The following is a 12,563-nucleotide window of genomic DNA, read 5'->3' on the forward strand; positions in this document are numbered from 1 at the left end:
GAAATAACTCAACTTATGGTCTTTAGCAATCTAATTATTCGTAATAACAGTCTTTATGAAAGCAGTAAGTGTTGTTAATTCATTATTGAAATATTTTATCTTATATTAACATTATAGTTGAAAACAATTAAATAAACATTCACTTAAGTGTCCATCAAAAAGTACTATTCTGCCCAAATGATTATTGGATAAAAATAGGAAAAAGCACAAAAGCACCTTAATAAGGATGCTTTTGTACTTAAAATCAATATGTTTTATACATAAAATAATAAACTTTGATAGAATGTTTATTATTTTACGTATAAATTGAGGTAAAATTAATTAATTCTAAGAGGCTTCTGAACTTCATTAATTATAATTAATATCGCTCCATAGGTTTTTAGGGTAGCTAAAATATTTATAACTGTACTTTTCTTAAAGTATTTAAATCTAATATTAGGATAAGAAGCCTTATGAAGAATTCCATTTTCATCTTTATTAAGTCTAGTTGGTCTTCCCATATCAATCCAATAATTATAGGATGATCCGATTTTTTCATTTATTTCATAGGTAGTTACATTAATATCTGAATGAATGTTAGTTATATTTAGTGACAACTTTTTAGAAGTAGCATTTTTTATACCTCTAAGTTTTGAAAAACTTGCCATGGATATTAGATCATTAATTTTATCATGGTAAGTATAAAGTAAAATTTCATATTGATTGTCAGTTTTAGTAACTACATATCCATCCCCTTTTGCTACTAAGGTATTACCTAATTTATTCAAAAGAGAATAGGCATAAAAGGCAGGTTTTTTTATACCCTTATCATTTATAAGACCAGGATAACCAAAGAAAAGCTCATTAGTTATATTTACTTGCTTATCAAGGACATCAAAGGCTCTTATAAAGCTTAAATCTCCTTGATGATTAACTACATTGTCGAGAATAAATGGAATCATGTAGGCTGTATCATAAATATTATTTACTTCATTATTTATGATAAAAGTGTCTTCTTCAAATTCTAATTTATTTTCAATCAATATTTCTTCAATTGAAGTCCTTAAATTTTCAGGAAAAGCAGAAGAAAATTGAAATCTAAAATTTTTATAATTAAGAGTCTCTATAGCACTGAAATACTCCATAAATGATATAAGAATATTTTTAAAATCTTCATGAATATTTATAGAGTTTTTAAGAGATAAGGTGTTTTTAGTAGCACTTTCATTGCTTTCATCAATAATGGTGTTCATATGTTCTTCATAGGCACTATCTATATCTAAAACAATTATAGGTATTATATCTAAGAATTCTATAAATTCTAGTACATCCTTTGCTCTATTCCAGTTATGAAATTTAGACCCAGGAAAGATGGCCATATCAGTACTAAATAAATTTAGGATTCGCCCATATTCAAAATCCATTTCGCCTTGAAGTTCTTCTAGAGTATCCTTATTATCTTCAATTAAAAGGTCAAAAGCATCGCCAATAGTTATAACTCTATTAAAATCCTTGTCAAACTCACCTAGGTAATTTTCCATATTAATATTTAACTGATGAATTTTATCCTCATAGTTAAACCTATCGTAGTCCTCCAGATAATAAATTACATCATCTAAACTTTCCTCTAAAGGATGAGTTATATATTTAGTCAACTTTTCTAGCAACTCAGGAGTAGATTTGTATTTTTTCCGGAATTGTAAAGGTGTAAGTTTATAGTGAAGTTTAAAGTGTTTATTAAAGTATCTAGTATGGGAAAAACCAATCTCCTCAGAAATTTCAGATAGTGTCATATCTGTATCTAAAATTAATTTTATAGATTCTTCAACCCTAATAAGATTTAAAAAATCAGTAAAGGAATACCCGGTAGCGTATTTTATTTCTCTTGATAAATAATGAGTACTTAGATATTCGTTACTAGATATATCTTTAAGAGTTATATTATTTTGATAATTATTATATATATATTTCGATATACTATGATATCTTTGAAGTTGATCTTTATTTTCTTTAAGCTCTTGTTTTTCATGAATTAAATAGTTGAAGTTGTTTATAAGATGATAAAGAAGCTTTACAAGGATATCTTCAATCTCTTCATCATAATTATCTTGCTTTTGTACTGTTTCGCAAAGCACTTGGCAAAGAAATACTCTTAAGTCTTCATATTCTTCCCCAAGCTGAGAAGCTTTACTAGAAGAGTTGGTATAAAAAAACATATTCTCAATATCGTTATAGTATTTTTGAAAGAAGTAGGGATCTATTTGAAATATGAGCACTTTATTGTCCGGATCATCACTTTCTATGCTGTGAACTTCATCTATATTTATAATTTCAATTTGATTTTCACTTATTACATATTTTTCAGTATTTATATATAGATTGATTGTGCCTTTTATAACATAAAGAATTTCGATGCAATAATGCCAATGGATTGGATAGTTTTTAATGGTATTAAAAGAAATAGATATAGGCATATTTGCAGAATAATTAATATATTGTCTATGCATTATAAACTCTCCTTGCTAGTTTCTTTGATATTAATAGTATTATAGCATTAATTAGAAAAAACATGCTACAAGGGTAAACCCCTAAGAAAATATTTTTCTTAGGGGTTTTGGATTTTATTATTAACATACCTAAAGAAGTTTAACTTTAAGTAATATATTTATAGCATTTCTATGAAAGCAGCCACTCTAGTGTTAAGTTGTCCAATATCAGCAGTAGAGTAATCTGTTTCTATGCTGATGTAAGGAATATTTTTGGTGTTATTAACAAACCGTTTAATTAGTAATGTTTCTACATTATAGGTATGGCAAGCATGAAGAACTACATCTACTACTCCATCTACTTTGTATTCATCTATAATTCTATTAAGCAAATCTATACGATTAGGGTTAGGAGTCATACATGAACAGCCAATATTTAAGTATTTACGAGCAATAGCTTCATATATATCAGGATTATTTTCATCTACTAGCTCATCGATAGCTTTAGCGCCACTACAGTTTTCAAAAGCCACTACATGAGCGCCATTATCTTCTATGGCTTTTATAACTTTTTCTGTAGCACCACCAATAGGACATCCAGTTATAAGAATACGTGGTTTCTTTTCATATTTTTTATCAACTTCATATTCAGCTTCAATTTTTTTAGTTAGAGCATATATTTCCTTTGGAATCTCTGATTTATCAAAATTAAAGGTAGCTCCATAAAGCACTTTAAACATATCTTGTCCTAAAAGTGCTGGAGGGTCTAGTTTTCCAAGGCTATAAAAGGTTTTAAGAGCTTTTCTTTCTTCATTTTTTAGTTTAATAGCTTCCTTAACCTTTTCATCGGTTATAGTAGTTTCAAATTGTTTTTCTAAAGCCTCTTTAAACTTAAATACTTCTTTCTTCCAAAGTTTTAAACCTTCTTCACTTTGAGAGTTTGGTAATTCCATAACATGAACAGGTTTGAATTCACTTAAGTACTCATACATTTTTTTCTTTCCATCACAAGTAGTTTCACCTACAACTAAATCAGAAAAGTAAAAGAATGGACATTTATCTGTTTTAGCAAAACCATAGCTTGATTTGATAAGAGGACATAGGTTACGTGGTAAATCTTTTTCAGCTTCTGAAATTGTTTCATCAGAAGTAGAGCAAAGAGAAACAACACTAGCACCCATAGCAAGTGGTAATTCTTGAGGCATATAAGTGCAGAATACTCCTACTAAAGGTATATTTTGATCCTTAAGGTTCTTAGCTGCAATAAAGGAATTTCTTCTAGCTTCTGCAAAATCATCAAAGATTTCGGGTAGTTCTTTTCTTATTTTCATTTTAATTTTCCTATTCCTTTTATATGTTTATTTTGTAACAATATTTACAATATGATTATACATAGAAATTATGGAATAGTATGAATTATAGTATTATTTTATACACTTAAGTACATCTATAGAAGATTGCAATACTATATTTATGAAAATAGTGATAGAATTATATTGCACAGAAAAGTTTAAAGATTAAGAATGGTTTTGTTGGCTTTATTTAACATTTCAAGATGGGGGATAAGAGATATGAAATATGACTTTAATGAAAAGGTAGAAAGACTGGGTAGTAATTGCATAAAATGGGATTTAATAAATAGAACATATAATGATAGTGAAATTATACCTCTATGGGTAGCAGATATGGATTTTAAAGTGCCAGAAGAAATAGGAGATGCTATAAGAAAGAGATTAGAACATCCTATTTTTGGATATTCACTTACGCCACTGTCATGTTATAAGGCTGCTATAAATTGGTTTGACAAAAGATTTGGATGGAAAGTTGAAAAGTCATGGATGAAGTTTGCTCCAGGAGTTGTACCAGGACTAAAAACTATAGTAGCAGCATATACAAAGCCAGGAGATGAAATTATAATCCAAACACCGGTATATCATCCTTTTTATAGTATTATTAAAAATAATGGGTGTCAGGTTGTAGAAAATCCGTTAATCTGCAAAGATGGCAGGTATGAAATGGATTTTAACAACTTAGAAAAGATAATTAGTAAAAAAACTAAGATGATAATTCTTTGTAGTCCTCACAATCCAGTAGGAAGAGTGTGGACTAAAGAAGAATTAAAAAGGGTTGGAGAAATATGTTTGAAAAATAATGTGTTAGTGGTAGTAGATGAAATTCATGCAGATATAGTATATAAGCCTAATATACATACTGTATTTGCATCTATCAGTGAAGAGTTTGCTGATAATTCCATAATCTGTACAGCACCAAATAAAACCTTTAATATTGCAGGATTTAAAACTGCTAATATAATTATTAAAAATGAAATGTTACGAAATCAATATGTACTTCAAATGGAAAAAGATTGTATAGAGGGAGCAACTACATTAGGAGCAGTAGCACAAGAAGCGGCTTATACTAGTGGTGAAGAATGGTATCAAGATCTTATGAAATATTTAACAGAAAATATAGAGTTCACTTTAGAATTCTTCGAGAAAAGAATTCCTAGAATCAAGATTAGAAGACCAGAAGGAACCTATTTATTATGGCTTGATTGTTCAGGATTAAATATGAAGCCAGAAGAATTAAGTAATTTCTTCCTTAAAAAGTGTAAAGTATGGTTAAATGATGGTAGTATGTTTGGACATGCTGGAGCTAAGTTCCAAAGAATGAATGTAGGAACTAGTAGAGTTGTTCTTGAAGAAGCTTTAGAAAGAATAGAACGAGAAGTAAATAAGCTTAATTAAAATTAATAGAGGTTATCTCAAAATGAGACAACCTCTTAAATAATTATTTTAAATTATAATTCTCAATGAGTTTTAAAGTTAGATCTAAAGCGTCTTCTCCATTTACCCATAGATCAGGTTTTATACCTTCACCTTCTTTAAAAAATTTTTCATCATATAGCCTTAACCAGTTTCCATAGGAAAATTCAATATGGGAATGGGGAAGGTAACCGAGTTCTACATTAGAACTTTCAAGGCTACCATAAGTATTTGTGCCAACTACTACAATATTTTCAAAATCTTTTAGATGCTCTACAAAGAATTCAGCAGCAGAGGAAGTTTTTTTGTCTGTAAGAACAAAGATAGTATTTAAGTTTTTATTAAGTTCTTTTTTAGTTTTAGGTATGTGCTCGTAATGATAAGCATCAATTTTTTCAAGTTGTAAGGCTTTTAGGTCTTTATCAAAGGTATTAAAATCGTAGTATGAGGGAGCATCTTTAGATCTTCCATAAAGAAGTAGAAAGAGTCCTTTTCCCTGAGATGAAACTCCAAAATATTCATTTATCCAGTTTAAAGCAGTCAATATATCGCCTCCAGTATTTCCACGTAAATCTAATATACTTACAGGAGAATCCTTTACTTTAGAAGCAGTATTAATAAAATCTATTCCATCTATATCTATATTGTAGGGAACTTCTCTGGAAGATATTATAGGAACATTATCTCTAGTTGTATATTCTAAAGGTGAAGTAGACTCATCTGAAAGAGTATTTGATAATTTCAGATCAATATCTTTAATATATTCTGATTCACCTCTATAAAAAACAATATTTAATTTACTAGAAGCTTGTCCAAAGTACTTTTCTAGAATACCTAAATTGTACACTAGCCTTCCATAAGTATTTATAGAAAGATTTAAATAATTTTCAATATTTTCATCTTTATTTATAGATCTAATGTAGTAATAAACACCTCCATACTCTACATAGTAGCCTACTCTATTTTTTAAAATTTCTAAAGTAGAGTTTGAGTAATACCTACAGGTGTTTTCTAAATTTAAATTATAATTTCCTATATAAAAATGTTTATCAGGTATAAAAGAAAGACTGTCTTTTAAGATTTTTGTTAGTTCAGCTACATTAATTACATCATTTTCTCCAATAAAACTTAAAACGGATTTCTTGGCATGTGAAAATTTTTCATCGCTACCATAATAGTTATAGGCAGCATAACTAGACTTTAAAGTTTTAAAATATAGATCTACATCATAAATAGCTTCTTTTCTGGTTATAGCAGTAGGAGATATTACTTGAGGTGTTGAAAAAAGTAGAGTGTGCTCTTCAGCAGTAAGTATATCCTCATCGGGTAGTTCAGATATAAAATCTTTAATATTTAATTTTGATATGGGAATATTTAAATTTTTATGATTTATCTTTTCCAAAGCTTTTTCAAAGGAAATATCTTTTTTATAATAAGGTAAATAAATTAAAATTAAACCTAAAATTATAATAAAAAGAATTGTAAAAGTTTTTTTCAAATCAAAATCCACCCCCTAAAATTCTATTAAATAAGGTTATTATACCATAAAATGTAAAAATATAAAGAGCTTATGAATAAAAATAAAGCCAAATAACGGCTAATTATCTTTTAGTTACTCTATGTTTTGGTTATAATGTTATTAATAAGAAGCTGGGATAGTGTTGTGATTAATTTAAATGTAGATAAATTTTAGCTTTGGATTAAAGTAAATATTTAATAGAAGAAAATAAAATGGGAAGTGATAAAGTGGTAAAGATTATTATAATAGAGGATACAGAAACTATTAGGCAAGAGCTTACAACATTTTTAAATAGGTATGGATATGAGGTCATAGCACCTACTGATTTTGAAAATATAATATCTATTATTGAAAAAGAAGAGCCTAATCTTATACTCTTAGATATTAATTTACCTGTGTTTGATGGATTCTACATTTGTAGGGAAGTGAGGAAAACTTCACAAGTACCTATAATTGTAGTTACAAGTAGAGATAGTGATATGGATGAGCTGATGAGTATGAATTTAGGAGCAGATGATTTTGTAACTAAGCCTTACAATACACAAATACTTTTAGCTAGGATAAATTCAGTACTAAAGAGAGTAAATCAAGGAAATGAAGGAAATCAAGAAATCTTAGTATATAATGATTTAAAGTTAAATCTATCTAATGGAACCATAAACTGTGGAGAGAATACTTTAGAAATCACTAAAAACGAATTAAAAATTCTTTATTACCTTATAAAGAATAAAGGAAGCATTGTATCTAGAGAGGATTTGATGGATTATTTATGGAAATCTAATTTGTTCGTAGATGATAATACTTTGTCAGTAAATGTGACAAGACTAAGAAAAAAATTAGATGAAATTGGAGTTAAGGAGGCCATAGAAACAAGAAGAGGACTTGGATATATAATGTCTTAAAAAATATAAATATTTATATAGAGAACTAGTTGTATTTTTGTATATAAAACTATTTAAATATGGAACTATTGAAATATATAAATAGTTAAATAGTTGTTCTGTTCATGCGGGTTTGAAGGAATTACTACTTTAAATAGTAGGAAAGGAATAGATAAAAATGAGACTGAAAGATTATCTTAAATCTAGAATTGGGTTTTTAACAATTAATGGAGTTCTATTTATGATTTTTGTAGCTATTTTAATATTTTTAGATGTAGGAAGTGGATTAATATTTTTAGCTTTCATGTTATGGTTTGCTCCATTAAGTACATATATAACCCTAGAAGTTATTAAACATAAGAAATTTCTAGACAATATTACAGGAACTATAGATAGTCTTGATAAAAAATATTTGCTCCCAGAGGTTATGGAAAAACCAGACTTTTTAGAAGGTGAAATAGTTTATCAGGTTCTTAAAGAATGCAATAAAAATATGCATGAGAATGTAAAAAAATATGAATGCACTCAAAAGGAATATAGAGAATACATAGAAATGTGGGTTCATGAAGTAAAGACACCTATTGCCTCTGCAAGACTTATTATAGATAATAACGAAAGTACTGTAACAAATAAGATTAGTCATGAATTGAAAAAGGTGGAAGATTTTATAGAACAAGTCCTTTATTACTCAAAGAGCAATGATGTAAGTAAGGACTATATTATAAAAGAATTTAATTTAGAAGAAGCTGTTATGGAGATTTTAAGAAAAAATTCTAGAGACTTTATAAATAAAAAAATATCCTTAGAGGTAGGAGATATAAAAGGTAAAATTTTTAGTGATATAAAATGGGTAGAATTCATTTTGAATCAAGTTTTAGGAAATGCTATAAAGTATTCTAAGGAATCAAAGGGGATAATTAAGGTATATTCAGCTTCTACGGAAAATAAAGTAACTTTAATTATAGAAGATAATGGTTTTGGAATTTCAGAAAGAGATATCCTTAGAGTTTTTGAAAAAGGGTTTACTGGGGACAATGGAAGAAAATTCGGAAAATCCACAGGAATGGGATTATATCTGTGTAAAAAACTTTGCAATAGACTTGGATTGGGGATAAATATTGAATCAAAGTTGGAATATGGAACTAAGGTGTATATAAATTTCCCGTTAGGAAGATTTACGAATTTTAAATAATGGTTAAAATAAGCTGATTGGATAAAAATTAATCTCAATCAGTTTTTTTTATGATAAACAGAGTTCTTTTTAGACTTTCATTATTATCTTACAAAAATGAAAGATTAATGACATGAAATTAAATACAACATACATTAAGAAGAATATATAATAAGGGCATGGAATTAAGGCAACACTTAAATATGCGTTAGGAGGATGAATTATGAAAAATGTCTTAAAAGTTGATAATATAGAAAAGTATTATGGTGGAAAGGGAAATGTGACTAAAGCCATTGATAATATAAGTTTTGGAGTAGAAAAGGGTGAGTTTCTTGGAATAATGGGACCTTCCGGAAGTGGAAAAACTACTCTTTTAAACTGTATATCTACCATTGACACCGTAACTACAGGAAACATAGTTATAAATAATAAAGATATAACTAGTCTTAAGAATAGTGATATTGAAAAATTTAGAAGAGATGAGCTTGGATTTATATTTCAAGATTTTAATCTTTTAGATACTTTAACTGCCTATGAAAATATTGCATTGGCACTTACCATACAAGATGTAAAACCTAAAAGTATAGATGGAAGAATTAAAGCAGTAGCAAATAAGTTAGGTATAAGTGAAATTTTAAATAAACATCCTTATGAAATGTCTGGTGGTCAAAAACAAAGAGTTGCTTCAGCTAGAGCTATCGTCACTAACCCATCACTAATTTTGGCAGATGAACCTACAGGAGCATTAGATTCTAAGTCTTCTAGACTATTACTAGATTCCTTTGAGAGATTAAATGAAGAATTAGAGGCTACTATACTTATGGTTACTCATGATGCTTTTACAGCTAGCTATGCTCACAGAATTTTATTTATAAAAGATGGAAAGGTATTTAATGAATTAATTAGAGGAAACGATAGTAGAAAAGAATTCTTCAATAGAATTATTGAGGTAGTGACATTACTTGGAGGTGACAGTGGAGATGTATTCTAAGATTGCAATAAACAATGTAAAGAAAAGCTTTAAAGACTATACCATATATTTTTTAACTTTAACCTTTGCTGTTTGTATATTTTATAGCTTTAACTCTATAGAATCACAAAAGGCAATGTTTGAAATAAGTAAGAAGGAAGCTAGTTTTATAGATATGTTAACTACAGTTATTTCTTGGGTATCTGTATTTGTGTCAGTAATTTTGGGTGGACTGATTGTTTATGCTAATAACTTTATGATAAAACGAAGAAAAAAAGAACTTGGTGTATATATGACATTGGGTATGAGTAAAAGAAAAATCTCAAGTATTTTAGTGTCTGAGTCTTTTTTTATAGGACTTATGTCTTTAGTAGCAGGATTAATCTTTGGTATAGTTTTATCACAAGGATTATCTCTTTTTACAGCGAAGTTATTTCAGGTAGGCATGAGTGAATACAAATTTGTATTTTCACAAAATGCTGCTGTAAAGACTATAGCTTATTTTGGAATAATGTTTTTACTTATAATGATATTTAATACATTTGTAATTTCAAAATACAAACTTATAGATATGATAAATGCTAGTAAGAAAAGTGAAAATATAAAGATTAAAAATCCTATAGTATCAATTATTATTTTTATTTTAGGAGTAGGAATACTTATAACTGCTTATAAGTTTATAATAGAAGTGGGATTAGACATAACTGATTCTAGATTTACTATTTCGATAATACTGGGGATTCTAGGAACTATATTATTTTATTATGGATTAGCTGGATTTATATTGTATGTAATCAAGAATAGTAAAAATATATACCTTAAAAAACTAAATATATTTGTTACTAGACAGATAAGTAGTAAAATTAACACAAATTTTGTATCTATAACAGTTATATGTTTAATGCTCTTTATAACTATTTCTATATTATCTACGGGATTGAGTTTTAAAAATTCTTTAGAAAGTAGTCTTAAGGATACAGTACCCTTTGATGTCTCAGCTAGAATTATAAAATTTGAAGGTGGGGAAAACAAAACTATAGAACAAGCCATTAAAGAATCAGGGTTCAATTTCACAGATAAAGAAAAGTATGTAGTATTACAAGAGTATAGGCTAGAAGAAAGTTATGGTGATATATTAAGAGGATATGGAGATGGTAAAGGAGATAAATTTCTAGATAATGGTTATAATAACATATCAGCACTAAAAATAAGTGATTATAATAAATTAAGGGAGTTAAATGGACAAAGTTCTATAGACTTAAAAGAAGATGAAGTATTAATAACCTCTAACTTTAGTAAATTAGTGCCTTTAGTTAAAAGCTATATGAAGAAAAATAAGACACTTAAAATAAATAATATAAACTATAATATAAAAAATCAAGAACTTATTACAGAAGCTTATGAAAGTACGGGCTTTGCTAATAATTTCTTTACAGTAATACTTCCAGATAAAGCTTTAGAAAACCTTAAGCCCTATGACACTATATTAAATGGTAACTTTGTAGGTGAAGATAGAGAAAAACGAGAATCAGAAATAGGAGAAGTATTTAAAAATAGTAGAGATGAAAATGGTTCAGGTAAAGACTTTATAATATTGGGTTATACAAAAACAGATATATACAGTATGACAAAAGGAGCTACTACCACAATTTTATATATAGGAATATATATTGGGATTGTATTTTTAATATCTAGTGCTGCAGTCCTTGCTCTTCAACAGTTATCTGAAGCGAGTGAGAGCATTGATAGATATAAATCGCTAAGAAGGATTGGAGCTTCAAGAAAGATGATAAATAAAACCATATTTATTCAAACTTTAATATACTTTGCAATGCCATTAGTATTAGCTATAATTCACTCCATAGTTGGAATTAGTGTAGCTAATGAATTTATATCTCTTTACGGCAATGCAGAGATAGGGGCTTCAGCCACTATAACAGCACTACTGATAATAGCTATTTATGGAGGTTATTTCTACGCCACCTATATAGGCTATAAGAATGTAACTAACACTCCAAATCTATGATTTGGTTAAGTGTTAGTTATTCCAGGGAATAAAATGAATATATTTTTTAGTAATAAAGGTAGCCTTAATGGCTACCTTTATATTTATATATAAGTTTATATTACATAACTAATATCATTTTTTAGATGAGAGTTTATAAACCACATCACACATATTAGCAACTTCTGGAGAATGGGTAACTAAAATTATGCATTTGCCATGATCATGTGCCAATTTTTGAAATATTTTTATAATACTATTTTCTGTTTCACCATCAAGATTTCCCGTTGGTTCATCTGCTAAGATTACTGCAGGATCATAGGATAATGCTCGTGCAATAGCAACACGTTGTTGTTCACCACCGGATAACTTTAATATTCTACGATTAGCTGTAGTTTCATCCAGTCCTACACTATTTAATAGTTCTAAGGCTTTTTCTTTTTTATTTGATATTTTTTTACCTGATATGTCCATTGAAAGAATAACATTTTCAATGGCTGTTAAGTGAGGTAAGAGATTAAAACTTTGAAAAACAACTCCAATAAAATTACTTCTATATTTACAAGAATTGAGTTTGCTTATATCTTTTCCATCAAATAAAATGGAACCTTGTGTTGGCTTGGCAAGTCCAGATAATAAAGAGAGAAGGGTTGTTTTACCGGTGCCAGATTTTCCTACAATAGAATAAACTGTATTATCTTTAAATTCATAATTCATGTGACTTATAATTTCACGTTGCTTATTGTCATAAGAATAACATAAATCTTTTAGTATAAAAGAACTCATA

At 28.1% G+C, this 12,563-nt stretch carries 9 protein-coding genes; 5 read left to right on the plus strand and 4 right to left on the minus strand.

The features are described from left to right. Nucleotides 1–317: 317 nt before the first annotated feature. Together ABDZ93_RS11630 and ABDZ93_RS11635 are read right to left on the minus strand one after the other, a co-directional pair. Nucleotides 318–2,486, minus strand: coding sequence for a helix-turn-helix domain-containing protein (locus ABDZ93_RS11630; RefSeq protein WP_343826546.1), 2,169 nt, complete (start codon nucleotides 2,484–2,486; stop codon nucleotides 318–320). A 158-nt stretch (nucleotides 2,487–2,644) separates the two neighbouring features. Then, a complete protein-coding gene (locus ABDZ93_RS11635; protein WP_343826547.1) occupies nucleotides 2,645–3,796 on the minus strand; it encodes a double-cubane-cluster-containing anaerobic reductase in 1,152 nt (383 codons plus the stop codon). Nucleotides 3,797–4,036: 240 nt separating this feature from the next. Between ABDZ93_RS11635 and ABDZ93_RS11640 the strand changes: the two genes are divergently transcribed. Then, on the plus strand, nucleotides 4,037–5,212 hold the full coding sequence (locus ABDZ93_RS11640; protein ID WP_343826548.1) for a MalY/PatB family protein: 1,176 nt from the start codon (nucleotides 4,037–4,039) through the stop codon (nucleotides 5,210–5,212). Nucleotides 5,213–5,255: 43 nt separating this feature from the next. Here ABDZ93_RS11640 and ABDZ93_RS11645 read toward each other — a convergent pair whose 3' ends face one another. Further along, nucleotides 5,256–6,728, minus strand: coding sequence for a S41 family peptidase (locus ABDZ93_RS11645; protein WP_343826549.1), 1,473 nt, complete (start codon nucleotides 6,726–6,728; stop codon nucleotides 5,256–5,258). Nucleotides 6,729–6,976: 248 nt separating this feature from the next. On the opposite strand from ABDZ93_RS11645, the gene ABDZ93_RS11650 reads away from it, so the two are divergent. The 4 genes from ABDZ93_RS11650 to ABDZ93_RS11665 all read left to right on the plus strand — a co-directional run bounded on the left by ABDZ93_RS11650 (nucleotide 6,977) and on the right by ABDZ93_RS11665 (nucleotide 11,797). Then, entirely contained in the window at nucleotides 6,977–7,651 is a 675-nt protein-coding gene (locus ABDZ93_RS11650; protein ID WP_343826997.1) for a response regulator transcription factor, read from the plus strand. 157 nt (nucleotides 7,652–7,808) lie between these two features. Next, a complete protein-coding gene (locus ABDZ93_RS11655; protein ID WP_343826550.1) occupies nucleotides 7,809–8,822 on the plus strand; it encodes an ATP-binding protein in 1,014 nt (337 codons plus the stop codon). Between the two features lie 202 nt (nucleotides 8,823–9,024). Next, the gene (locus ABDZ93_RS11660; protein WP_343826551.1) at nucleotides 9,025–9,792 is read left to right on the plus strand and encodes an ABC transporter ATP-binding protein; all 768 of its coding nucleotides are present in this window, start codon (nucleotides 9,025–9,027) and stop codon (nucleotides 9,790–9,792) included. Further along, nucleotides 9,782–11,797, plus strand: coding sequence for an FtsX-like permease family protein (locus tag ABDZ93_RS11665; protein ID WP_343826998.1), 2,016 nt, complete (start codon nucleotides 9,782–9,784; stop codon nucleotides 11,795–11,797). Before ABDZ93_RS11660 ends, ABDZ93_RS11665 begins: the two co-directional genes overlap by 11 nt. A 114-nt stretch (nucleotides 11,798–11,911) precedes the next feature. Here ABDZ93_RS11665 and ABDZ93_RS11670 read toward each other — a convergent pair whose 3' ends face one another. Further along, nucleotides 11,912–12,562, minus strand: coding sequence for an ABC transporter ATP-binding protein (locus ABDZ93_RS11670; protein WP_343826552.1), 651 nt, complete (start codon nucleotides 12,560–12,562; stop codon nucleotides 11,912–11,914). Between the last annotated feature and the right edge of the window lies 1 nt (nucleotide 12,563).

The sequence above is a fragment of the Clostridium subterminale genome, assembly GCF_039521425.1.
In the GTDB taxonomy this organism is placed as follows: domain Bacteria; phylum Bacillota; class Clostridia; order Clostridiales; family Clostridiaceae; genus Clostridium_J; species Clostridium_J subterminale.

Excerpts from the sequence above, each read along its gene's own strand:
- ABDZ93_RS11630 (WP_343826546.1), bottom strand. The coding sequence starts at position 2,486 with ATGCATAGACAATATATTAATTATTCTGCAAATATGCCTATATCTATT.
- ABDZ93_RS11635 (WP_343826547.1), bottom strand. The coding sequence starts at position 3,796 with ATGAAAATAAGAAAAGAACTACCCGAAATCTTTGATGATTTTGCAGAA.
- ABDZ93_RS11640 (WP_343826548.1), top strand. The coding sequence starts at position 4,037 with ATGAAATATGACTTTAATGAAAAGGTAGAAAGACTGGGTAGTAATTGC.
- ABDZ93_RS11655 (WP_343826550.1), top strand. The coding sequence starts at position 7,809 with ATGAGACTGAAAGATTATCTTAAATCTAGAATTGGGTTTTTAACAATT.
- ABDZ93_RS11660 (WP_343826551.1), top strand. The coding sequence starts at position 9,025 with ATGAAAAATGTCTTAAAAGTTGATAATATAGAAAAGTATTATGGTGGA.
- ABDZ93_RS11665 (WP_343826998.1), top strand. The coding sequence starts at position 9,782 with ATGTATTCTAAGATTGCAATAAACAATGTAAAGAAAAGCTTTAAAGAC.
- ABDZ93_RS11670 (WP_343826552.1), bottom strand. The coding sequence starts at position 12,562 with ATGAGTTCTTTTATACTAAAAGATTTATGTTATTCTTATGACAATAAG.